A 25,507-nucleotide genomic window follows, 5' to 3' on the forward strand; every position below is an offset into this window, starting at 1 on the left:
TCACTCCTAAAAAGCAAAGGCTTCAAGTTGATCGTCGTTGTGCGACAAGGGGGTGGTTTGCGGTTTGATCGGGTCATAAAGCGGGGTATGACTGTTTGAATGGTCAAAGCCATCGCGTTTGCCCCAATAGAACAGGTTTTTCAAAACCTGTTCGCACGGTTCTTTTTGATCCGGGATCAGTAATTTTTCGCGAATGCCGTCGTTAAAGGCACGCAGGAACCCTTTAATCTGTGTGCGGGAAAACCCGTTTCGTTGCAGGTAGAACAGGCTCCACATTTCAAATCCCTGTTGGGGGAGCCAAATGGAGTTTTGCACTTCCAGAAACATCTGTTCGACAAAGGCCGTGGCCTGCTGGCAATTCATGGTGTTGTGCGACCAATTGAACGCAAAGTTTTCGATACCCAGTTCCTCTTTTTGTTTCCAAACAGGGGTGATGGGGTCGCAGAACCACAATTGGGCGCGGTAAAAATCGCTTTTACTTTCTTCCAGAAACGACATGCTTTCAGCAACCGTGTCCGGGGTCTCGCCGGGGAAACCGATGATGAGGTTGCAATGGGTCAAGATGTCACGTTCGCGAAACATTTTAATCGCGCTCAGGTAATCTTTGCGCCGCGATTTCTTGTTCATTTTTTCAAGAATGGTGTCACTGCCGGACTCAACGCCCAGAAAGACCCCTTCGCATCCGGCGCGCTGCATCAAGTCAATGGTGGCTTCGTCGCCATGATCGGACCGGTAAAAGGAATTCCATTTAAAGCCATATTTCTTGTCGATCATCAATTGCATGATCTCGCGAAATCGTTTTTTCGGGACGTTGAAGGTATCGTCCAAAAAAGTCAGGGTATCGACGGTTCCTAAGTCCTTGATGTTATCTAATGTGCGTTCGACATGGGCGAGATCAAGATAGGTATATTTGCCCGCCCGATCAGGAAAACCACAAAATGCACATGAAAACGGGCAAGATTTGGCGGTGCGAAGGGAAAGAAATTGACCGAACTTTTCTTTTGGAAACAGGTTGTAATCCACCGGATTTTCGTCCAGTGAATTACGCTCAACCGATATTGTGTTGTGAACAAATGTGTCTTTCTGGCGGTAGGCGATATTCTCAATTTCAGCCAAATCTTTTTGGGTCTTTAGCGCCCCCAGCAGATCACATAGGGCTTTTTCCCCTTCGGAAGAAATGATGTAATAATCACCGCCTAGATAGGAAAAGAGCTCGCTTAATCCATCTGTGTCCAACATGGCGGCCTGACTGGAAATGAACGGCCCGCCGATGATAATTTTCACGTCTGGGTTATGGGTGCGGATAAACTGGACGATTTCGATAATCGGTTGGGGGACAACATAAAGGGTCGTGGTAATGGCGACCGTGCGAATACCGCCTTTTTTCAGTTTTTCGCGTAACGCGTCTTTTTCCTGTTGGAATAAATTGACGTAATCAAACGTAAATCCGTTTTTTGCCAGATAACTGCCCAGACACAAAACAACGGGCCAGACGAAATCGCTGTTATGATAGGTTCGTGGTTCCCATCCATTAACATGATTTAATATATCCATTGCATGATGGGGGTGTCCCTGCATGTTCAGGAAAGCAAGATTGATATCCCGGTAACCGCCTGATGTCGGGTCGTTGCCCCGGATCATATCCACCGTTTTTTCGAAATCAAAATCATTAAAGCCGATGATTAAGCAATCTGTATGCATCATAAATCCAAACCGTTTTGTCCTATTGGGCCGCTTGACGGCGTTTTGATCGGGTGATGGTTGGGCGGATGGGGGCAGATGTTTCTTGTTGTTTGAGGTCTTCAATCACATGCGCAAGGCGGGCAATGGTCGGGTTGTCGAACAGGCTGTGAAAGGGCAGTTCAAGGGCTATTTTATTGCGAATGCGTGACATAATGCGTGTTGCGCTTAGGGAATGTCCGCCAATATCGAAGAAATTATCATCTATACCGATCGGGTCTTTTTCCAATATTTCCTGCCAGATCTCTTGAAGGGTGATTTCTGTCTCGCTTGTCGGGGCGTGGTAAATTTGTGTGATTGTGTGCTTTCTGCTTTGTTGCGCTAATGCCTTGCGATCCACTTTTCCCCGTTCACTCAGCGGCAGCTTATCCAGCTGAATAAGACGTTGTGGGATCATGTAGGACGGCACCAGACGAGCAAGGGCAGATTTTAGATCGGCTTCGTTTGTCTGGATTGTAGAAAGGTAAAAACCGACAAGGTGACTGTGATCGTCAACAATGACGATTGCTCGGTCAATGTCGGGATGGCTTTCCAGTTTGTTTTCAATTTCGCCCAGTTCCACACGGTAGCCGCGCACCTGAACTTGATCATCATTGCGCCCGATAAAATGCAAATCGCCTTGTTCATCCCAATGGGCAATGTCCCCTGTTTTATACAGGCGTGCGCCGGGCTGAAACGGATGGGAGATGAATTTTTCACGGGTTAAATCGTCCTGTTTCCAATATCCACGGGCAAGACTGGAACCGCCGAGATAAATCTCACCTTCAATTCCAATGGGGACGGGACGTAAGGTTTGGTCCAGTAAATAGACTTGAACATTATCAATGGGGTGTCCAATGGTGATCGGCGCATCAGGGGTAATGTGTGTTGAGGTGGCGACAACACTGCATTCTGTGGGACCGTAATTGTTATAGATGTTTAAATCGCCTGCCCCGATATCTTTCAAGACATCTCCGCCGGTCAGAATTTTGATTTTATTTGTAAGTTTGCCCGCATGTATTTTGCTGACGTCTTCGCATATGGCAGGCGGCAGGAAGGTATGGCTGATGTCGTTTTCGTGTAAAAAGATGATTAATTGCGCCACATCCAGTCTTATAGGATCGGGGACAGTGTACAGGCAAAGGCCGTTGAGTAAATTGGGCACGATTTCCCAAAGTGATGCATCAAAGGCAGGGGAGGCATAAAGCGTTGCCCGACTGCCGCTTGACAGATCAAAAGCCTGTTCATGCCAGTTTACGAGATTAAGCAAGCCAACCTCTTCGACCATAACACCTTTGGGTTGCCCGGTGGAACCGGACGTGTAGGTCATATAGGCCAGGCCGTTGGTTTGCACAGGCGTAAAGTCGTCGATCCGTTGATCCCATTCTTGATCAAGATTACAAACAGGTGTTGTGGTCGTAATTTTTTTAAGGTTTTGGGTGTTGGACAGAACGCAAATGGCCTCGCTGTCTTTCAGGATATAGGCAATGCGTGCCTGCGGTGTGTCGGGATCAAGCGGGACATAAACACCACCAGCCTTGAGAATACCAAAAAAACTACAAACCAGTGAGGCGGAACGTTCCAAAAGAACGCCAACATGTTGATTGCTGCTTATGGCGAAGTTTGTTTGCAAATGATGGGCCAGCGCATCGCTTCGTTGGTCCAGTTCACGGTAGGTCAAGCGGGTTTGACCATCAACAACAGCCGGTGCGTTAGGGGCCAGTTCCACTTGCTGTTTAAATCGTTCGATAACGGACAGGGGGAATGGGGATGTTTGCGGTTGATTATGGTTAAAGCTCTTTAAGACGATTTCACGTTCCTGTGGCCCTAAAATATCTATTTCGCCGACTGTTCTTGTGGGTGCTGCTATGATTTGATGCAAAATATGTTCAAAATGCCCCGCCATGCGTTGAATTTGTGCGGCACTAAATCGGTTTGCGTTATAGGAAAATTCAGCACTCAGGCGAGTTCCCGGATTGAAGGCGAGGGTGAAATCATAATGGGTATGTTCGTGACGGATGAGACGCTCAACCGTCAGGCCATAGGCATCCTTTTCCATATTTTCCTGAAAATCTTCATCGATATGAAAGTTTTCAAAGGCGAAAAGGTGATCCGGTTTTTGCGCATCCGTCAGGATATCATTGAGGGCGAGATCGTTATGAGGATCCGTTTTGAGGGCCTCATCCTGCAACTGGGAAAGCAGGTCACAGAAACGCATATCCTCAGTTATTTTAATTCGCACCGGGATGGTGTTGATAAACAGTCCTACCATATGTTCAACGTGTGGCACGTTATGAGGACGCACAGTAACGACACTGGCAAACAGGATATCGTCTTTCCCTTTGTAACGGGACAGCATTAATCCCCAAATGGCCCGACATAAAATCGCAGGTGTGACACGTAATTTTTGTGTAAGGGTCTGTAAGGCACCTGTTGTTTCTTCACTTAATTGCAGCAGATGTTTTGCCGGGGTGTAGCCGTCTTTATCGCGTTGAAACGGCAAATGTGTTGCCGTGGCCCCGTCTAGATATTTTGTCCAGAAATCAAGTGAGTCTTGTTTGTTTCTTTGATTAAGCCAATTGAAATAAGGTTTGGAAGAAACAGGTGCCGTAAGGTTTGGCTGTTCGCCACGGACTTTGGCGCTGTAAATTTCCATTAATTCCTGCAATAAGATTGCGCTGCTCCATCCATCCAGTAGGATATGATGATGGGTACGGATAATCTCGTGATGTTGCGCGTCCAGTTTCACGATGCAAAGGCGGGCGAGTTGTCCGGCATGAGGTGTAAATGGTTTTTCCCGGTTTTCTTTACGAAGCTGGTCGAGTGTCGTTTCCTGCTCGTCCTTCTTCAGGTTGCTGAGATCAATGAAACGGGTATCGGCGCGTACCTGTTTGAGAACAATTTGGCAGGGTTGTTTGGTTCTTTCATATTCAAAAGCAGTGCGTAAAATATCGTGACGATCAACAAGGTCCTGCCAGCTTTTTAAAAATAGATCAGGCGAAAACGAACCTGAGATGAGATAGGAAAATTGTTCAACATAGGTGCTTTGATCATCATCGAACAAGGCGTGAAACAACATGCCTTCCTGCAAGGGGGTCAGGGGATAGATATCTTTAAGGTCTTCTTTCTTCATGATCAGAACAGGCTTTCAAATTCATCAAGGCTGAGGTTGGACAGGGTCAAATCGGCAGGGGTCAGTTCCGATGTGTCGCGCGTGCTACAAAAGGCGATGAGTTTGTCAATTTCTTCATGCAGGGTTTGAAGCAAGTCTTCCATCGTGCTTTTTAAATAGCGATGACGACTGTAGGACAGGGTGATTTCCAGACAGTCATCCATGACGATGGCTGCAATGTCCAAATCACTTGTGCGTTTGGCGCTGGGGGCAATGGCTGTGCCGGTATTGTCCGTTGAAATATCGAACAAGGGCGTGTTTTGGGCATTTTTAAAATGTCCAAGGTAATTAAACGTGATGTGACAACGTTGATCAAAGGTGGGGTCAGGGTCTAAACCGTCTTGAGACAGGTAAGTCAACACACCATATCCAAATCCTTTGTTGGGAATTTGGCGCAGGTTTTCTTTAATGGTTTTTATCTGTTGGTCGGTTTTCGCGGTTTGTGACAGGTCCAGTAAAACAGGATAAAGCGAGGTAAACCAACCCAGTGTCCGACTGACATCACTGTTTTTAAGGACAGGGGAACGACCGTGTCCTTCCAGCATGACAATGGTTTTTTCCAATCCTTTCCAGTTTTTTAAAGCACGCGCCAAGGCAACCAGCAGAATTTCTTCTGCGCTGGTGTGAAAGGCGTTGTTGACCTCCCCCATCAAGGTGTGCGTGTCTTTGGGGGATAAGCTTACGCTGCAACTTTCCACATCGCACAGGCGGTTGTGCGGTGATGGGATTTCAACGGGGAAGGGACAAACATCGGTTTGCCGGATGCGTTGCCAATAAGGAACTTCCTGTTTTAATTCATTGCTTTGTGCGTATTGGGCAAGCGCGTTGCCCCAATGTTTCAGGGAATGGGTTTTGCGTGGTAGATTAATGGGCTGTTTGGCCCTTATGTTGTGATAGGCTTGCGTTAAATCTTCCAACAAAATACGCCAGGATACGCCGTCAATAATCAGGTGGTGAACCACCAGCAAGATATGGTCCTGTTTTGCCCCATGCAGGATAATGGCTTTGGCCAAGGGACCGTTTGTTAAATCAAGTCCGGTATGGGCCTGATTGGCTTGGCGCAGAATTTGGCGGTTTTCATCCCGTTTTCTATCCAGTTGCACTGTTTGCAATTTAAAACCGTTTGTCGTTTCACAAAATTCCTGATGCCACTTCTTATCTGGAGATTGGTGGAATTTCAGTCGGAAGGCATCATGCTGCTGAACAAGAACTTGAACGGCTTGTTCCATTGCCGTTACATCCAATCGTTCATGGGCGCGTAACAACAGGGCATGATTGAACCAGTTGGGGTTGGTCGAAAATTTTTCAAAGAAACGGCGTTGAATGGGGCCAAGCAAGGCTTCGCCGGTGATGTCGTCTTCTTCAACAAAATGGTCCTGCGTGATAAAAGGGGCGAGTTTGGCAACGCTTGGATTGTCAAACAGGTCTTTGATTTGAATGCTTAAATCCGATTTATAAAGCTGGGATAGCAACTGGATTGCGCGGATGGAATCGCCGCCCAGTTCAAAATAATCATGATGAATGCCAATGTCGGTACGCCCGAAAACATGTTGCCATGCTTCAAGGAGGATTTTCTCGGTTTTTGTTGTTGGGGGTGTTGCCGCAATTTTGTTTGATTGTTCGTCAACTTCAACAATTTCAAGTAAGGCTTTGCGATCTATTTTACCGGAAACAAGCCGGGGCATGTTTTCTAGTAAAGCATAACGGCTGGGTACCATATGGACAGGCAAACTTGCCGATAAATCTTGACGTAAATCGTCAAGGTTAATCTCATCATGGGCAACGAGGCAGGCCTTTAAATAGGTATGTCCTGTATGGTCTTGTGCCGCAATGACACAGGCTTCTTTGATGTGCGCATACCGATTGAGCCTGTCTTCAATTTCGCTTGGCTCAATACGATAGCCCATAATCTTGACCTGTTGGTCATTGCGGCCCAGAAATTCTACATTTCCATCAGATAGAAAACGGGCGAGATCACCTGTTTTATAGATATGTTTTTCAGGGGTGGTTGGGTGTGGAATAAACTTTTCACCGTTCAGGGTATGATTGTTTAAATATCCTCGGGCAACACCCGGCCCGCCGATACATAGTTCGCCAATGCTACCAAGGGGAACGGGGTGTCCTTGCGGATTTAAAATAAAGATTTCCGCATTTCCTAACGGTTTCCCGATGGGAACATGTGCTGTATCGGTTGCTAGGGGGGGGACGGTGGTAAAGCTGAGGGCGTTTACACAACATTCTGTCGGACCATAGAGGTTGGAAACCGTGCAATTCTGCGCCACCTTATTGGCAAGGGAAACAGGCAAAGCCTCCCCACCGAAAATCATGTGGCTGAGTTGTTTTGTCAGGGCGTCCAATTCACCTGCTTCGTCCAGCAAGGCAAGAAAATTGGGGATGCAACCGGCAATATCAATTTTATAGATTTGGCAGAATTGACTGAACTTACGTGTATCGCGCTTGCTGTCATCATCCATAATGAACAGGCTGTGCCCATAAAGCAGGGCTGAAAAAATCTGCTGCACCGACCCGTCAAACACATAGGTGGTTAAAAGCACCATATTGAGGGACCGTTGATGGCGTTGATAGACATCCCGGTTCATGGCATGGGCCAGATGAACGACGCTGCCTTGTTCAATCATAACGCCTTTGGGTGTGCCGGTGGTGCCCGATGTGTAAATGACATAAGCTAGATCGGTTGTTTTGGTTTCAACCCGCTGGAAAGGCAGATCGGGAAGGTTCGTAATTTCAAGACAAGGCTGTGTTGTGACCTCGCGGGCCTTTGATTGTGTTTGTGGGTCCACCAGAATCGCACGCGCATGACTGTCTTTTAAAATGAAATCAATGCGTTCTGTTGGGAAATCGGGTTCAATGGGAACGTAAGCGGCCCCGGCTTTGAGCACACCTAGAATCGCAAGGACACACCAATGGCTGCGTGTCAGCATCAAGGCGATGCGGTCATCAGGGGACAGCTTGACGCTTTTTCGTAAATGGGCGGCAATTCGATCAGATTGCAGATCAACCTCTGCATAGGTCAGGCGGGTTTCTTCAAACGACAGGCAGGTTCTTGTCGGATGGGCTTTGACCTGTTGTTGGAACAGGTTAATAATTGTTTTATCCTGTTCGTGATATAGGGGGGCACCTTGCGAGAAGCTTTTTAGTTGCGCTTTTTCTGTATCTGATAACAGATCAATATCGTTTAGTCGGGCTTCAGCACCTTGTCTTATGAATTCTGATATGGCGCGTAGAAAATGTTCAGCGAGATGACGCATATCTCCATCATCATAAAGGGCTGGGCTGTAACCGATTTTAACTTTCAAGCGATCTTGATCGGGCAGAAGGCGCACGCCCAGATCAAAATGCGTTTTCTCCCACGTTTCCAGTTGGGTCACAGCAAAGTCGGTGCCGGGGAGTAAGGTGTTGAGTTCAAACACACTGTCCAGAGGATAGTTTTCCATGACGAATAAGGACCCGATCAGACGATCCTTTAAGGGGGTGGTTGATTGAATATCAGCCAAGGCAATGTGTTGATGGGGTTCACCTGCCAATGCATTGTGCTGAACCTGAGAAAACAGGTCCGCAAGGCGCATATCGAGGGTGAACTGAATACGTACCGGGATCGTGTTGATGAAAATTCCGGCCATTTTTTCAATGTCGGCAATCTCGTGTGGGCGACCAGAAACGACGCAACCGAAAACAATATCGTCAGATTGGGCGTGATGGGACAGTACAAGTCCCCAAAGGCTTTGAAAAAGATTGTTCAGGGTGATGTTTTGGTCATTTGCCAGTTTGTTCAGACTATTCAGTTGTTCTGGTGTGACCTCGAAATGAAGGGCTTTAGGTGCGGTTCTGATTTTGCCACTGGGGTGTTGAGCCGGTGTTGATTGCGTCTCAAAGCCCGTTAGATAATTTTGCCAGTATTCAATTGAGTTTGCTTGGTTTTGTGCCTCACGCCATTTAATATATTTTGCAAAGCCAATTGGATTCTCATACGGCAACGGCTTATTGTTGGTTCGTGCGATATAGATATCCAGTGCTTCTTTAACCAGATTCCCAAGTGACCAACCATCCATAATGATATGGTGATGGGTGAGGATGACTTCAAAACTGTCATTGCTTAATTGCAGGACGCGCAAGCGCAGCAGCATGTTGCTTTCAAGGTGAAAAGGGGTGTGTTTTTCTTGTTTTTGAAATGTGTGAACCGCTTGTTCTTTGTCTTGGCTGTCAAGGTGGCGGTAATCAATAACTTGAAAATCAAGGGAGCGCGTCTCTGCGACAACCTGCAAAGGGGTTGGGGTGTTTTGAAAGACAAAGTTTGTGCGCAAGATGTCATGGCGGTTTACCAGCGTTTGCCATGCTTCATTGAAAGCCGTGACATCAAATCCCCCCTGGAGGCGCCATGATATTTGCTGAAGGTACGATTGTTTATCATCACCTTTCAGGTAATGGAAAAACAATCCCGTCTGCATAGGGGACAGTTTATAGATATTGGCGATGTTGTTTTTGACTGGTTTCATCTTACCAGAAATACACTAATTAATATGTATAGTGTATTTCTCCCTCCTCTGGTGTATCTATCTATTCGTGTGCCAGATTATGTTTACTTGTTTAGATTGTATAGTATTTTTTTTATAATCTTGAGAAGGTTAATGAAAATTATAATAAAATAACAAACTAAATATTTGATTTAAAAGAATAAAAATTAATTGTAAATTTTAAATAAAAACAACTATTGATATTTCTGCAGTTGTGTGGATAGAATTGACAGTGCGGAAGCGTTGAGGAAGCGATACACTTTAAAGATGTTTTCTTAAGGCGACCTGATTATGCATTTGTTGAAAAAGCGACCTATTTCAAATTGGTTTGCGACATGAGGAGAAAACTCTTGGGTTCCATGTTAGGAATTTGGATTCTTGCCAGTTTGTTGATTGGAATGCTTGGCATTCATAAACGGTTTGGTTTTTGGGGATTCTTTTTTGGATCGCTCGTGTTATCCCCCATCATTGGCATAATCATGCTGTTTTCTATGGAAGATAACTACATCCATACCAAGGCTTCTGAGTAATCGTCTTTTACATTTACCAAAGGTGACCAAAGTGACTGATACCGACAAGAAGACCCCTGCGCGCAAAACCGCAACGACGAAAGAATCTGAAAAAGCAGAAAGCGCGACTGAAACTGCGGCGAGTGATGCACCAGCAACGCAAGCTGCTGAAATGGCACATGCTGGGGATCATGAAGATAGTCTTGAACATCATGACCATGATCTGGATTTACATGCGGCGGCTGATAAAATTGTTCGTCGCAATATCTATTGGGCGTTGGGATTTGGTGTTGTGCCGCTTCCGATTGCCGATATGTTTACGATCGGTGCTGTTCAATTAAAAATGATGAAAGAACTGGCTGATTTATACGATGTGCCGTTCAGCAAAAATCTGGCGACTGCTGCTGCTGTCAGTATCGTTGGTGGCGTTGGTCCGGTTGAATTGGCAAAAGGCCTGGGGGCTAGTGTTGTCAAGTTGATCCCTGGTGCCGGCAGTGTGGCGGGTATTGCCGCCTTGCCGATTACTGCGGGTGCCCTGACCTATGTGATCGGTCACATTCTGGTGAAACATTTTGAATCTGGGGGGACATTCTGTTCCTTTGATGCCTCAAAAGTTAAAGGCTATTCCAAAGACCTGTATGCCAAGGGTAAAGGTATGGTCAGCCGTATGAAAAAAGATAAAGAAGCTGATGTATCTGTGGATGCGGACGAAACAGCTTCTGCAGCTGCACCGGCTTAAATTTTCCCGAATGCGCTAAACCGAAGTTTCTTTTTCTTAAAACGGAAAAGGAAACTTCGGATCGCCTCTCTTTGATTATCAAATAACAAAACGCAAACGGTAAACTGTTTGTGATGCATAGGTGTGTCCAATGGGTGAGATCTCAGAAACCGTTCAATTTCCCATGTCCTTTGCACAAAAACGATTGTGGTTTTTGACCCAGCTTGACCCGGATGCCCCTTATTATAACATTCCGGCAAATATTCAGTTATGCGGGTCATTGAATGTGAAGGCTTTGCATAAAAGTCTGGCGGCTATTGTTGAACGCCATGAGATATTACGTACGACTTTTCATGAGATCGATGGGCAACAAATCCAACGTATACATGCGCCGTTTGAACCCGTTGTCGATCATGTGCCCGCCCCGGCCATCGCCAATGATGAGTTCTCGCATTGGATTGAACAACAGGTTCAAGAACATCTTCGCGCCCCGTTTGATTTGACCTGTGGCCCTTTGGTTCGATTCCGTCTGATTGAGATAGGGACGAATGATCATATTTTTTTATGTACCATGCATCATATTGTTTCTGATGGCTGGTCAATGGGCATTTTGATCCGGGAACTCTCCGCATTCTATAAAGCCTTTACGCAAGGTGATGCGCCAAATCTATCTGAGCTGCCGATCCAGTATGGTGATTTTGCAGATTGGCAGCATGAACATTTAAATGACGAAGTGATGGGCAAGCAGTTGTCCTATTGGGTAGATCAACTGGCCGGACTGCCCCCTGTTCTGGACCTTCCCCTTGACCGAGAAAGGACAAAGGCGCGCGGATGGCAGGCCGAGGGGCTTTCTTTTCGTCTAACAACGCAACAACATGACCGATTACAGGGATTGTGCCGTGAAACAGGGACGACCCCATATATGTTTTGTTTGGCATTGTTATCGGTTTTGTTGGGGAAATATAGCCAAAGTGAAGATATTGCGGTGGGGTCCCCCCTTGCCAATCGTCAACAGAGTGAGGTGGAACAACTCATTGGTTTCTTCGTCAACACGTTGGTTATGCGTGTTGATTTATCTAAAGATGATTTGAACTTTTATGATTTGTTAAAGCAGGTGAAAAAGACTGTTTTAGACGGTTTTGCCCATCAGGATGTCGCCTTCGAACAACTGGTGGAGGCCCTGGAACCGGAACGTCATCTAAATATTAACCCGTTGTTTCAGGTTTCCTACAGTTTTCAAAATGCCCCGATGGGGGATATGGAACTGGATGGCCTGACGGTCCGCCCCCTTGTTGAATATCAAACCGGAATGGGACGTTTTGATCTTGAATTTGCGTTTTGGGAAGAAGATGGCCTTGTGGGCTCTATTCTGTTTAAAAAGGATATTTTTGATCGTTCCACCATTGAACGGATGATCAGGCATTTTCAGGTTTTATTGGATCATGTGCTTTCAAATCCAACAATGTGTCTGGCCCATCTGGACATGATGCAAGACGATGAACGGGTGGATATGATTGCCTTGGGGGCGGGAAAAACAAGGCATAGTAAAGATGGGCCCCTTCTTCAACACCAGTTTGAAACACAAGTCCGCTTACGTCCCGATGCGATTGCCCTGAGCTATGAAAATCAGAATTTGAGCTATCGCGAATTAAATGAACGTGCAAACAGGTTGGCTCATGAATTGATGGATTTGGGGGTCGTACCGGAAACATTAGTGGGGATTTATCTGGAACGATCCATCGAAACCGTGGTGGCTGTGCTGGGTATTTTAAAAGCGGGGGGCAGTTATTTGCCGCTGGAACCGGCCTATCAGAATGATCGTCTGGGGTATATGGTTGATGATTCCGGGATTGAAATTGTTGTCAGCACCACGCTGTTGAAAGTGCAACTATGCGATATTGTGGCAGATCAGACATTGCATTTTGTTTGCCTTGATGAACAAAAGATGGATATGTGCACCGAAAATCCGGCAATTCAGCAGGATTTGAGCCAGCGTGCGTATGTGATTTATACATCAGGTTCTACCGGTAAGCCCAAAGGGGTGGAAATCACACAGCGCAATGTGGTGCGTCTGTTCAGCACGACACGCGGCTTGTTTGATTTTGATGATCAAGATGTCTGGACGATGTTTCATTCCCATGCATTTGATTTTTCCGTGTGGGAAATATGGGGCGCGTTGTTGACTGGGGGGCGCTTGGTCGTTGTCCCTTATTGGACGACGCGGAACACGGATGCTTTTTATGACCTGTTATGTGAACAAAAAGTAACGGTTTTAAATCAGACACCTTCTGCTTTTTATGCGTTGATTAATGTGGATCAACGGGTCGGTGAAGTAGATAACTTGGCCCTGCGTTATGTAATCTTTGGCGGTGAAGCGCTGGATTTTCGCAAGTTGAAACCTTGGTATGAACGTCATGCAGATGATCAACCCGTTTTGGTGAATATGTATGGCATTACCGAAACAACGGTTCATGCCAGTTTTCGTGCCTTACGTAAAGACGATGCCCATAAGCCGCAAAGCCTGATTGGGGATCCTTTGCTCGATTTGCGATTTTATTTGCTGGACCCGGTCGGGCAGCTTGTGCCCATTGGTGTGAAAGGCGAAATTCATGTGGGCGGGGCTGGTGTTGCACGAGGATATCTAAACCGTCAAGAACTCAACCTCGAACGTTTCATTCGCGATCCGTTTTTAAATAACGGAGAACGTCTTTATCGCAGTGGGGATTTGGGGCGTTGGTTGGCGGATGGGTCACTGGAATATTGTGGCCGTCTGGATGATCAAATTCAAATCCGTGGTTTTCGCGTGGAATTGGGCGAAATTCAAAGTTTGTTGGGTGATCACGAGGTCATTCGCGATTGTGTGGTTTTATGTCGTAAATCTTGCGGTGTGGACGAGATCGTTGCCTATATTGTTGCGGCTGATGAAAATATAACGTTTCCAGCGACGAATGTGCGACGTTTTTTGAAAGAAAAATTGCCTGATTATATGATCCCGTCTCATATCTTTGCTGTGGATGAAATCCCCTTAACAGCACATGGCAAGATTGATCGGCGTAAGTTGCAGGCCAAGGAAGGGGCTGTTTTGACAGGGGAAGTGCGTAAACCTGTAGAAACGGCGTTACAGCAAACAGTTTTTGATGTTTGGGCGGCTGTTCTGAGCCATACGGATTTTGGTATTCAGGACAGTTTTTTTGAAGTGGGCGGGCATTCCTTGCTGGCAACACAGGTTGTTACCCGTTTGCAAAAACAGTTTGGAACACAGGTTAATCTGCGCACTTTTTTTGAACATCCGCGCATTGAAGAAATTGTGCTCTATTTAAACGGGACGGGTGATGAGGAGATGATTCCACGGCGTCGCCCAGGGTGTGTTATCCCGTTGTCTTATGCACAAGAACGGTTATGGTTTATTCAAATGCTGGAAGGGCCAAGTGCGGCCTATAATATCCCAAGCCTTTATCGACTGCGCGGTCAGTTGGATGTAAGTGCCCTTGAACGTGCCCTTAATCATGTCATTGCCCGTCATGAAAACCTGCGCACCAATTTTGTGGAAGAAAACGGGCAGGCGTTTCAGAAAATACGCGATGAACTGTATATCGCGTTGCAAGTGGTGGATTGGGATAAAGATCGACTCCATACCTTTTTACATGAACCGTTTGATCTGGAAAAAGATGCGTTGCTGCGTTGGAAACTGGTGCGCGAAGGCGAAGACAATTATCTGTTGGCGGTTTCCATCCATCATATTGTGTTTGACGGTTGGTCGTCTGCGGTGCTGGCACAAGAAGTCATGCAGGCGTATGAAGCCGGTGGGTTCGATAATTCCTTTGAGGCATTAGACATTCAATATGGTGATTTTGCCTTGTGGCAGCGCACGCGTTTTGAACAGGCAGGTGTTTTGGATGCGCAATTGTCCTATTGGCGGGAACGGTTGCAAGGTTTGCCATCTGTTCTGGATATGCCTTGTCAAAAGCCGCGACCTGCGGTGCAAAGTTATCGCGGGAAATTGGCTCGGTTTGATATTGCATCCCCTGTGCGCCACGGGGTTAAACAACAAGCCCGCTTAAATGAGGGCACCGATTTTATGGTCCTGCTGAGTGCTTTTTACATGGTTTTGGCCCGTTTTAGCGGACAAACCGATTTGGTGGTTGGCACGCCGATTGCCAATCGCACACGGGCAGAATTGGAAAATTTGATTGGTTTCTTTGTCAATACATTGGCCCTACGGGTCGATTTATCAGCTAATCCTATGTTTGAAGATTTACTGGCACAGGTCAAAGATTGCGCACTGGGGGCCTATGCCCATCAGGATGTGCCGTTTGAAAAACTGGTGACGGATTTGGGCATGGAGCGCAGCCTAAGCCATGCGCCGATTTTTCAGGTGATGTTTGTGATGCAGAATACCCCCCTTGCGTTACAGAGTGATGCGCAAGGGCTGGAGATTTCGTTGGAACCTGTGGAATTTGATGCTGCGCGTTTTGATTTGGTTTTTTATATCACTGAAAATGAAACGGGTTACAGTGGCCTTGTAGAATATGCCAGTGATTTGTTTGAGGCAGAAACCATTGAACAAATGACACAGAACTATTGTCACCTGTTACAACAGGTTGTTGAAAAACCGGATCAACCGATCAATAGCTACCCCATGAGTGCGGCTGATGTGATTTATCCACCTGTTTCGTGGGATTGCAGTCTGCGTGTTGATCAAATTTTTGAACAGGTTGTGCAAACGCAACCACAAAACCGGGCACTGTGTTTTGCAGATCAGGCATTGAGCTATGCCCAAGTTAATGCACAAGCCAATCAGGTCGCACATTATTTGCGAAAGGCCGGGGTGGAAACAGGCGATATCGTCGGCTTGATGATGAAGCGCACAGACCGTTTGCCCATTTGCCTGTTGGGTATTTTAAAAGCTGGTGCTGCTTATCTGCCGATTGACCCGGATTATCCCAAAGACCGGGTGGATACCATGATCAAGGATAGCGCAACACGGTTGGTGATTTGTGACGAAGATGTTATCGCACCTGATGATGTTGACCTTGTGATTATGGATCGTAACGCACAAATTTGTGCGCAAGAAAGCATTGAAAATCCGAGGTGTGATATGACAGGGGATAGTCTTGTCTACGTACTTTATACATCCGGTTCAACAGGTGTGCCCAAAGGGGTGGGGATGGGGCACCGGGCCATGTCCAACCTGATCCAGTGGCATATGAACGATCCCGTTTTATCCCAAAGTGCCCGAACTTTGCATTTTGCGCCTTTCACATTTGATGTCTCGTTTCAGGAAGTGTTCAGTACATGGGCGAGCGGTGGTTGTTTGCATCTGGTGGATGAAGATATGCGCCGCGATTTTCACGCACTTGTTCCTTATGTAAAAAGGCAAAAGATTGAACGCCTGTTTATGCCCTATGTTGCCTTGCAGCAGTTCAGTGTGGTGGCACAGGAAGAAGGTCTTTATCCCGATTATCTGCGCGACGTGATTACAGCAGGCGAACAATTGCGTGTCACACCTGCTATTATTGATTTGTTTTCTCATGTGTGTGATGCACGTTTGCATAATCATTATGGCCCATCGGAAACCCATGTTGTGACAAGTGAGGTTTTAGAGGGTGACCCGTCCATTTGGCCCTTGTTGCCGTCTATTGGTTATCCCATTAACGGGGCCAATATCTATATTTTAGATGAAGCCGGGAACCGGGTGCCTTGTGGTGCTGTTGGGGAAATTCATGTGGGGGGAGAGGCTGTCGCACTCGGGTATTTGGGGCGTGCTGATTTAACCGCAGAACGTTTTGTGGAAACCTCATTGGGACGGCTTTATAAAACGGGTGATTTGGCGATTTGGCACACCGACGGACGTATCAAATATCTGGGACGCGCCGATAAACAAGTTAAAATTCGCGGATTTCGCATTGAACCGGGGGAGGTAGAAACCATTCTAAATGGGTTTGATCCGGTGCGTGAATGTTGCGTTGTCGCCCATGACTTTGAGGGACAGGGCAAAAAACTTGTGGCCTATGTCTGTTTTGAAAATCAGGTTTCATCCGACATAACAGGGTTGCGATCTTATTTGCGAGACAAATTACCGGATTATATGGTGCCATCCCTGTTTGTGACGTTGGATGAAATGCCTGTGACAGGCAGTGGCAAAATTGATCGTGCGAAGTTACCGGCACCAGAGGAAAATAGTTCTGTTCAAGAGGCAGACGTTATTAAATGGCGTACACCTGTAGAAGATATTCTGTCGCTCATTTGGATGGATGTTTTAGGCGGCAGCATTCCGCAACGCCATGATAATTTTTTTGAAGTCGGCGGACATTCCTTACTGGCAACCCAACTGGTATCGCGTTTGCGCGCAGCGTTTTCTTGTGAGATTACCGTGCGACAGATATTTGAAACCCCGACATTTTCCGAAATTGCCGGCTTGATTGAAGCAGGGCAGGGGCAGGCTGAATATCAGATACCGTCGATCAAGCCCCTGCCGCCTGAAAAGCGGACAGTCGCATCGTTTGCACAAGAAAGATTATGGTTTCTGGACCGTTTGCAAGGGGGCAGTTCCAATTACAATATGTCTGTGACGGTTGGTGTTTCCGGTATGTTGGATGTTGAGGCCTTCCGTCAAAGTTTCTTGGAAATTATTCGCCGTCACGAAGTCTTGCGGACAAACTTTATCTATGAAGATGACCGTGTTGTTTGCGTGTTGCGGCCTGTGAAGGATGATATTTTCACCGTGCGTGATTTATCGGACTTGAACCTTGAAATGTACGAAACCGAAGTGGATCGTTTAAGCCATGAGAATGCGGTGGCGTGTTTTGATCTGGAACATGATGCCTTACTGGCGGGCTGTTTGATCAAAACGGCAACGCCTGATGAATTTATTTTCCTGTTACGGATGCATCATATCGTGGCGGACAATTGGTCCACTGGGGTGTTTTTAAATGAACTGGCCACCCTTTATCAGGCTTATCAGGCAGGAAAACGGGCTCCTTTGGCTGATTTATCGGTGCAATATGGTGATTTTGCCCATTGGCAGAGAGAATGGTTAAACAGCAGCAATTACCAGGTGCAACTTGATTACTGGATTCAAAAACTGCAAGGGGTCCGTCCTGATTTTTGTCTGTCCACTCAAAAAGATGAAAACCCAGGGACAGGCCCCTGCCTGAAACATGGTTTTGTGTTTGAGGATGATCTGAAAATCGCGGTGAAGGAAGTGTGCCGTCAACAAGGTGTCAGTTTATATATGGGGCTTTTGGCGGCCTATGGGGTTTTGCTTTATCGTTATAGTGGGCAAAGCGATTTTGTCATTGGATCACCCATCGCGAACCGCAATCATCGCGAGATCGAACCCTTGATCGGTTTTTTCGTCAATATGATGCCCATGCGTCTACAGTTTGAACCGGAGATGACGTTCAGCGAGCTGTTGCGTTGTGTTCGTGAAATCACGTTGGACGGTTTTTCGCGTCAGGATGTGCCGTTTGAACATATCGTGCGTGAAGTTTGCCCGCAACGTAGCGAAGAACGCACACCTTTGGTTCAAAATGTCTTTGTGTTGCAAAATGCCAGTGCACAGGCACAGGATTTAAACGGGGTTACAATGAAGCTGTTACCGACACCGAGTGGAGCAGCAAAATTCGATCTGGTCTTTTCCGTGTCAGAAGAGGGAGAGCAGCTGTTTGGTGTTCTGGAATATGACAGCCATTTATTTAATCAAGTAGAGATCGAAGAGATGATGACCCGTTTCCAATTCCTTTTACACCAGCTTTGTCAGCAGGAAGGAACCGCCCTCATTGACCTTGACTTAGGGGAGAGCGGGAAGGAAAGTCATATCGATCAGGTAGAAGAATTCAGTTTTTAAGGTTTTACGGCCGCTTTATCCGGGGCGGTAGAATCATTTTCTGATTTCATAGGTTGTGCATCTGTCGTTGTATCTTTGTTATCTTCATTCAACAGATCTTTAATGGAAAGTTTTTCCAAAGCTTTTTGAGCGAATGTCTTGTCAGACTGTGTGGTTCGTGTGGTGCCGGGGTCATCAAGCTGCCCGATGGAATCCGGTTTTTCAGAAGTCAACTTGCGCTGCCATTCTTCTTCTTTTTTGGTATCAGGATCAATGGCAGCGCTATTACTATCCATATTACCAAGGATCAAGGGCATACCCTCATCCCCAGCCCCGATAATAACAATTTTTGCATTATTGGAACGCGCGAGTTCCAAGGTTGCATCGATGCCTTTCCATTTCAGGTAACGCGGTGAAATGCCGTCTTTGATGATATCTTGGAATTTACGAATACCACCAGCTTCAATGGCTTTGCGTTTGCTTTCCTGTTGTTCACGTTGCAGGATATATTCATATTGGAGCATACGGTGTTTGTGTTCGACCTTGGCTTCGATGGCCAGCCGGACGGTTTGTGGCAAATGAATACTTTTAATCAGGACATCTTCCAAAAAAATCAAATCTTTATTTCCATCGTCTTTTGTCAGGACGACTTTCAATTCTTCCTTCACCTCTTTTTCGACAATTTCCTGAATTTCAAATCGCTTGGTGCTGTAAATTTCTTCAGGGGAATATTTGGCCATGACGGTACGCCCCTTGGCACTGACTTCCGGCAGGATCAAGATATCAAGGTATTTTTCCCCCATATGTTTGTGCAAAAAACCAAGTTGGTCCTCTTTTGGGCGATAGCGGACCAAAAATTCTACATCAATTTTTAAGCCATCCTTGGCTAGCACGTTAAAGGTGCTGGTTGCTTCATTCAGACGGACACTATAGATCGTCATCTCATTCCAGGGCAGGATGACGTGAAACCCTTCGGGGTAGGTGGTTTTAACATCCGTCCCGCCGTTAAAACGCTCCCATAAAACACCGGCATGTCCGGCAGGAATACTGATGAAAATTTTCTCGGACAGCAGGACAATCATAAAAAGACAAAGGAGTGTGCAGAGCGAAAGCCACATGAAATGACGGCGGATGAACTTTCTCACGGATGCCATGTTGCAATTTACTCCCGCGTGCGGCGACGCTTATCTTATAAAGATAGAAAAAATATATTTGCAACTTAAAGCTAGACGAAAACGACTGCAACAACTCTTTTGATATGTTGTGCAATTAAGTTATCTAAATAGTTGTATTTAAGAAGGCAAGCCTTCTTTATACTTTGATGTCTAAAATGTTCTATCAACGTAGCGCAAACTGGATGGGGAGGGTAAGGTGAAGTTTGTCTTCTTTCATTTCTGTTGGAAATTTTGGTAGGGGTTGGGCACGTTCCAGCATGGCTAATGTTTCTTGATCCAAGGCTTTATAACCGGATTTTTGTTTGACCCGGTAATTGGTGACACGACCATCGCGGCTGACAGTGAAACTAAGAACAACAACACCTTCTTGGTGGCGGCGTTTGGCTTTGCGTGGATATGTTTTGTGTTTTTCCAGCCAATAACGCAGCTTAGTTATGTAATCTGGGCGTACAGTGCCGACCACACCACCGCCTGCATGTGTCGTGGTGTCCATACGGTTGGCTTTGGGGGCCTTTTGTGTGCTGCCCTGTGAAAGGTTGGCAAGCTGTTTGGGTCGTGCGGGTTCTTGTGTTTTAACCGGCGCAGGTTTGGGACTGATTGGTTTTTGGGTGACCTTCTTTTTAAGAGTTGGTTTTTCGGGTGCGTTCACAACAGGTTTTACACGAGGTTTAGGCTTGCTGACAGGCGTGATTTCTGCCACCTGTTCAACTGGTTCCGGCTCCGGTGTTTCCACGATTTCTTCTTCGATGATGGGGGCGGGTTCCGGTTCTATCGGCTTTTCCACCACTTCGGGGTCTTTAATTTCGGGCTCTTCGACTGGTTGCGGTGTTTCTTTGACTTCTGTTTGCGCTTCTGCGCCTTGTGCAGCAGCGATCATGCTGATGGAAATTTCCAGACCGCCAACGCCCTCTGCCAACGCACCGGAAACAGGTTTTTTATCGTAAAAAAAGACATAAGCCAACGTGGCATGGATGAAGAAGGCGAATGCAACAGCCCCAAACCAATGGTAGGTTTTTAACATTACTGTGCCTCCCCTTTTTCTAAGCGTGTCAATAAAGCGACCTTTTCGACACCGCTTTCGCGCAAAGTACTAAGGAATTGCAGAACCTCACCCGCAGGATAGGTACCATCAACCTTGAGACGGACTTTGCTGTCGGGATGGTCCTGCATATAGCCGGTGAGTTTGCGCAATAATGTGCTTTGATCCATTTCCTCATTTTGGAAAGCGATCTTTTTACCTTCCCCTAAATGGATCAAGGCCGTTTTTTGTTCGACGCGGGTTTCACTCATGGACGTGGCGGGATCAATTTTAAAGGGATCCGATGTGGTCAACTTACCGGCAATCATAAAAAAGATCAGGAGCAGGAACACAACATTGATTAGTGGTAAAATATGTTCCTCGCCACCCTGTTTTTGCTTTTTGAAGGTTTGCTTTAAACTTTTCATGGTTGCGCCTCTTCAAAGGGAAGCAGAGAAAACTTTTTCAGATCGAGACGTGCGCTGACGTCCAGCAAGGCGACGACATCCTGAAGGGCAGCCTCCTTTCCGGTTTGAACCAGAATGGTTTGATCCGTTTTATGACGCAGAAACTGTTCCAGAGACATCAGGTTGTAGTCCTGTTGGGCAACGGTGTAATGATTGGCCCCCGTAACTTTGATTTTTAAGGGGGGCACGTCTGCCTTTGCAGCTGTTGCCTTACCTTTTTGCGGGGCTTGCAGTTCAACAGTACGTGTCTTTTCAAAACTGGACGCCAGCATAAAAAACACAAGCAAAATGAACACCACGTCAATCAAAGGTGTCAAGCTGATGGGGTTTTTTCGGCGTGATCGTTTAAGCACGTTGCCAAGCGTTTGCATTTTCTACTACCTGAAATGAAGTCTGATCGAAATTGTCCACGAATACTTGTGCAATCAAGTTGTCCAAGTCATGCGTCAGGCGTTCCAGACGACGTTCGAAAAAGCTGTTGATGGCAACGGTCGGCATCGCAACGGCCAGACCAACGGCAGTGGTTAAAAGGGCCAGCCAAATCCCGCCGGACAGAATGCTCGGGTCCACCTGATTTCCAGCATTTTCCAATTGCTGAAACGCATCAATCATCCCCAAAACAGTCCCAAACAGACCCAGCAAAGGAGCGAGGGCGGCAATCACTTCGAGGATACGCAGATGAGAAGATAGGCTTTCCAACCGGTCAATCGCATCGCGCAAAACCTCTTCGCGGGCCTGTTCTTTATTGATGTGTGGATGCATTTGTCCGCGTATGGCCTTGGCGACAACCTGGCAGCGGATGCTTTTACATCCCATGCAGAGTCCAAGGGCAGCTTGGCTTTTGCCGTTACGAAACTGTTTGACGGCTTGTTTGGCAAGCTTGTTTCGAAAGACGCCGAGCATATGAAACTGCATCAGTTTTACAAAAGTAACGCTGAGCACAACAACCGAAAGCGCGCAGAGCAGATAAACAACCGGCCCACCGGCGTTCATGGTTTCCAGCAGTTGTTGGAAAGGGGATGTTTCTGGTTCAATCATGGGAAACTTCCTTTGTGATGTTGGTGTGTGGACAGTCTTGCCATTGCATTTTGATGTCTTCTCGCCATGCAAATTTAACGAGATGGGTTTCAATAATGCTTTCCATTATCCGCAAACCTTCTTCGTCTTGTGCCCGGCAATGAATACGTAAAACATTGTCGTTTGCCGTCATGGTGCAGGGGCCGGGGGGCAGGGCGGCAAAACCGCTATACGCATCGAAAGATGCCTCAACCTTGTGGGCGAAGTGTTTGCAAAGTTGTTGCAGGTATTTACTGGCATGCTCAGTGGGAATACTCATTTGTCGTGCGGTCATTTTTTTGCTCATGCGGATTGTTCCATTTCTTCAAAGGGAAGAGGGGTTTCTGCAAGGACAAAAGGATTACCCTTGCTGCAATATTCAACACGTCCCTCTACGCGGTAGGCAAGACGCAGATTTTCTGCTGTCATGGCTTCTTTCGGGGGGCCAAATGCGAGAAGTTCACCTTTGGCGAATAAGGCGATCTGGTCGCAATGGCGCAAAGCCAGATTGATGTCGTGAATAGGCATTAAACAAATCCCGTTTCGCTGTTTCAGCAGGGATTTCACAACATTAAAAACACCAAGCTGCCACCTGAGATCCAAGGCACTGGTCGGTTCGTCCAACAACAACAGGCTTGGTTTTCGAACAATGATTTGCGCCAGACCGACCATTTGGCGCTGCCCGCCTGATAATTTGTTCATGGGGGAAAAGGCAAGATGACGGATTTCCAGAATATCGAATATTTCTTCGATCAAGGTGTCAACTTGGGCGGTGTTGAGATCGGGGCGAACGGCCCTACAAGCGCTTAAGATGGCCTCATAAGCCAGCAAGGTGGTGCCTTGGGGCAAGGTTTGCGGCAAATATCCGACCAGACCACTACGCGTGATCTGGGGAAGGTCTTCAATATTTTCACCGTTTAGCAGGATATCGCCCTGATAGTTCCCTAAACCCGCAATGGCGCGGACAAATGTTGATTTCCCAACCCCGTTTGGTCCCAGAACACCAACCAGAGAACCGGGCTTGATCTCGTCCAGATGAATACCGGACAGGATTTGTTTTGCCCCATAGGAAAGGGTTAGGTTTTGAATGCTGAGTGTGGTCATGCACCTTTCCTTTTTTGTTTGATTAACAGACCAAGGAATAAGGGAATGCCGATCAGGGCTGTCACGATCCCATCGGGAATGAGAATGCCGGGTACAATGGATTTACTGAGAACAGAGGCACCCGCAAGGATAAAACCGCCCGCCAATGCCGCACCGGGAAGATAAAAACGATGATCTTCCCCAAAGGCAAGGCGTGCGATATGGGGGCCGACAAGGCCAACAAAACCGATCACACCGCAAAAGGCCACCGCAGCGGCACTTAAAATACTGATACGGAACAAAACCCCCAAACGCATGCGTTCAACCGAGATCCCGAAACTTTTGGCGTAATCTTCACCACCGCGAAGGGCGGTCATTTTCCACATATGGCGAATGGAGAAAGGCAGGCAAAGACCGAAAATGGTAGTGACGATAGCAACTTTTTCCCAAGTGGCACGCGCCAATGATCCCATTGTCCAAAACACGATTTGTTGCAGGCTGTTGCTGTCGGCGACAAATTGGATCAAGGAAATCAAGGCTTGCAGGGCAAAGACCATCGCAATCCCAAACAGGATCACCGTATCCAGCCCGGCCCCAAATTGTTTGGAGACATATTGAATAGCAAATACAGCCGAGATTGCCCCGACAAAGGCAAAGACGGGAACGGCATAATTTTCAGGTATACCGAAGGGCACCAGATTAAAAACGATGGCGAGTGAGGCCCCCAGTGTGGCGGCATACATAATGCCCAGCGTTGAAGGACTAGCGAGCGGGTTGTTTAAAACGGTTTGCAGTTCCGCCCCGGCAAGCCCGAGACATGCCCCGACGATAACCGACATAAGGGCATAAGGCAGGCGAATTTGCCAGATAATCAGGGACTCGTTTTTGCTGAGCACCAGAGGGTCGACAAGGGAGGTTAAAATTTTTGTGACGGATAAATTTGCAGGCCCACTGGCAACATTAAACAGAACGGTGGCGATTAAGACGATGGCAAGAACGATAAGCCAGTACAGACGTTGCAGGGTCAGTCGATGGTATTCGCGAGCCAAAGACCCGCTGGGGGCATAAAGGGCATTTAGATAAGACATTATATTTGTCCTTTGGGCTTTTGACTGATCCAGTAAACGCCATTTAAGGGCACCGCCTGAAAATGGTCGAAATAGGTCTTTAAGGTTTCATTTGGATCAAGGTCTTCAAACAAGATCGGGTGCAGCCATTTGGCCATTGCTTCGACGGCGACCACATTCATGGGGGTGTTGTAGAAATGGTGCCAAATGCTATAGGCTTTTCCATTCTGCACGGCGTTTAATCGGGAAATCACATCGCGTTTCAAGGCATGTTCAAATGTTTTTTGGGCGGCTTCTTCACCGGTGCCTGCACCCAGTGCAATCAGGCCGGGGGCATTTTCCATATTCATCTGGGATCCAACAGCGGTTGCGATATAGACATCGGGCTGGGTCGTGAGCAGTTGTTCCATATTCACTTGCGCAACGGCACCGGGGATCATGTCGCCAAAGGCGTTGGTGCCGCCTGCCCATTCAATGAAACGTCCCATCATTTTGCGACCAAAGGCACGGCAACATTGCGGCAGCATGCCTGCATGGGCCTCGATAAAGACGGAAGGGCGTTTTTCCACACCTTCCAGACGCTGCTGGATGTTATTCAGGTGAGTGCGGTAAAAGGAGAGAAATTGTGCTGCCTGTTGTTCCTTCCCTAAAAGTCTACCCAATATTTCGACGCTTTTTGGGGTGTTTTCCAGCGGTTCAATCCGAAAATCCAGAACGACAACGGGAATGCCAGCGGCTTCAAGCTGTTTGATAACCGTTGCGCTTTTATCGTTTGGGCCATGCCCGCTACCCATACCGAATAGGGCGACATCGGGTTTGACGCTAAAGGCTTTTTCGGCACTGAAGGTGGCCTCGCCATTACCACCGATTTTGGGAATATCTGCAATTTGCGGGTAATGACGGACATATTCGGCAAAACCGGCAGGATCCAGTTTTTCAAATTCCCCCATCATGCCGACAACGCGTTTTACCGGGTTGTCGCGATCCAAGATCCCTAAGGTGGCAAGGAAGCGGCCTTCACCGAGAATAAGATGGTCTACAGGGACGGAAATGGTGACATCACGCCCTGCTAAATCTTTTAAAATAATCGTTTCTTTGGCATCAGCTGTATGGCTGGAAAGACAAAGTATTGTTAAAAGTGACAAGAATATTTTGATCATGAT

At 47.0% G+C, this 25,507-nt stretch carries 14 protein-coding genes; 2 read left to right on the top strand and 12 right to left on the bottom strand.

The window, feature by feature from the left end:
- Positions 1 to 6 precede the first annotated feature (6 nt).
- From ACI0FF_RS06360 to ACI0FF_RS06370, 3 genes are read right to left on the bottom strand one after another with little or no spacing between them, the layout of a single operon-like run.
- Positions 7 to 1,704 carry a PhpK family radical SAM P-methyltransferase gene (locus ACI0FF_RS06360; protein WP_419799283.1) on the bottom strand — a complete coding sequence of 566 codons (1,698 nt, stop codon included), beginning with the start codon at positions 1,702 to 1,704 and terminating at the stop codon, positions 7 to 9.
- Positions 1,705 to 1,723: 19 nt separating this feature from the next.
- Entirely contained in the window at positions 1,724 to 4,852 is a 3,129-nt protein-coding gene (locus ACI0FF_RS06365) for a non-ribosomal peptide synthetase (protein ID WP_419799284.1), read from the bottom strand.
- A gap of 2 nt (positions 4,853 to 4,854) precedes the next feature.
- Positions 4,855 to 9,405 (bottom strand): amino acid adenylation domain-containing protein, encoded by a 4,551-nt coding sequence (locus tag ACI0FF_RS06370; RefSeq protein WP_419799285.1) that lies wholly within the window; start codon positions 9,403 to 9,405, stop codon positions 4,855 to 4,857.
- Positions 9,406 to 9,984: 579 nt separating this feature from the next.
- Here ACI0FF_RS06370 and ACI0FF_RS06375 point away from each other — a divergent pair.
- Both ACI0FF_RS06375 and ACI0FF_RS06380 read left to right on the top strand, forming a co-directional pair.
- A complete protein-coding gene (locus tag ACI0FF_RS06375) occupies positions 9,985 to 10,671 on the top strand; it encodes a YcjF family protein (protein WP_419799286.1) in 687 nt (228 codons plus the stop codon).
- Between the two features lie 130 nt (positions 10,672 to 10,801).
- Positions 10,802 to 18,499 carry an amino acid adenylation domain-containing protein gene (locus ACI0FF_RS06380; RefSeq protein WP_419799287.1) on the top strand — a complete coding sequence of 2,566 codons (7,698 nt, stop codon included), beginning with the start codon at positions 10,802 to 10,804 and terminating at the stop codon, positions 18,497 to 18,499.
- Here the strand turns inward: ACI0FF_RS06380 and ACI0FF_RS06385 are convergent.
- The 9 genes from ACI0FF_RS06385 to ACI0FF_RS06425 form a co-directional block, all read right to left on the bottom strand.
- The gene (locus ACI0FF_RS06385) at positions 18,496 to 19,632 is read right to left on the bottom strand and encodes a prohibitin family protein (protein ID WP_419799288.1); all 1,137 of its coding nucleotides are present in this window, start codon (positions 19,630 to 19,632) and stop codon (positions 18,496 to 18,498) included. The two genes, ACI0FF_RS06380 and ACI0FF_RS06385, sit on opposite strands and share 4 nt — an antisense overlap.
- Before the next feature lie 184 nt (positions 19,633 to 19,816).
- Positions 19,817 to 20,674, bottom strand: a complete 858-nt coding sequence (locus ACI0FF_RS06390; RefSeq protein WP_419799289.1) for an energy transducer TonB — start codon at positions 20,672 to 20,674, stop codon at positions 19,817 to 19,819.
- Positions 20,674 to 21,099, bottom strand: coding sequence for an ExbD/TolR family protein (locus ACI0FF_RS06395; protein WP_419799290.1), 426 nt, complete (start codon positions 21,097 to 21,099; stop codon positions 20,674 to 20,676). The genes ACI0FF_RS06390 and ACI0FF_RS06395 overlap by 1 nt, the downstream gene beginning before the upstream one ends.
- Positions 21,096 to 21,509, bottom strand: coding sequence for an ExbD/TolR family protein (locus tag ACI0FF_RS06400; RefSeq protein WP_419799291.1), 414 nt, complete (start codon positions 21,507 to 21,509; stop codon positions 21,096 to 21,098). Before ACI0FF_RS06400 ends, ACI0FF_RS06395 begins: the two co-directional genes overlap by 4 nt.
- A complete protein-coding gene (locus ACI0FF_RS06405; RefSeq protein WP_419799292.1) occupies positions 21,484 to 22,176 on the bottom strand; it encodes a MotA/TolQ/ExbB proton channel family protein in 693 nt (230 codons plus the stop codon). The genes ACI0FF_RS06400 and ACI0FF_RS06405 overlap by 26 nt, the downstream gene beginning before the upstream one ends.
- Positions 22,169 to 22,501 carry a DUF2218 domain-containing protein gene (locus ACI0FF_RS06410; protein ID WP_419799293.1) on the bottom strand — a complete coding sequence of 111 codons (333 nt, stop codon included), beginning with the start codon at positions 22,499 to 22,501 and terminating at the stop codon, positions 22,169 to 22,171. Before ACI0FF_RS06410 ends, ACI0FF_RS06405 begins: the two co-directional genes overlap by 8 nt.
- Positions 22,498 to 23,298 carry an ABC transporter ATP-binding protein gene (locus ACI0FF_RS06415; protein WP_419799294.1) on the bottom strand — a complete coding sequence of 267 codons (801 nt, stop codon included), beginning with the start codon at positions 23,296 to 23,298 and terminating at the stop codon, positions 22,498 to 22,500. The genes ACI0FF_RS06410 and ACI0FF_RS06415 overlap by 4 nt, the downstream gene beginning before the upstream one ends.
- Positions 23,295 to 24,365 carry a FecCD family ABC transporter permease gene (locus ACI0FF_RS06420; protein WP_419799295.1) on the bottom strand — a complete coding sequence of 357 codons (1,071 nt, stop codon included), beginning with the start codon at positions 24,363 to 24,365 and terminating at the stop codon, positions 23,295 to 23,297. Before ACI0FF_RS06420 ends, ACI0FF_RS06415 begins: the two co-directional genes overlap by 4 nt.
- Positions 24,365 to 25,489: an ABC transporter substrate-binding protein gene (locus ACI0FF_RS06425; protein ID WP_419799296.1), complete on the bottom strand. Its 1,125-nt coding sequence runs from the start codon at positions 25,487 to 25,489 to the stop codon at positions 24,365 to 24,367. Before ACI0FF_RS06425 ends, ACI0FF_RS06420 begins: the two co-directional genes overlap by 1 nt.
- Between the last annotated feature and the right edge of the window lie 18 nt (positions 25,490 to 25,507).

Source organism: Terasakiella sp. 4MB5A, assembly GCF_050058155.1.
Lineage (GTDB): Bacteria > Pseudomonadota > Alphaproteobacteria > Rhodospirillales > Terasakiellaceae > Terasakiella > Terasakiella halodenitrificans.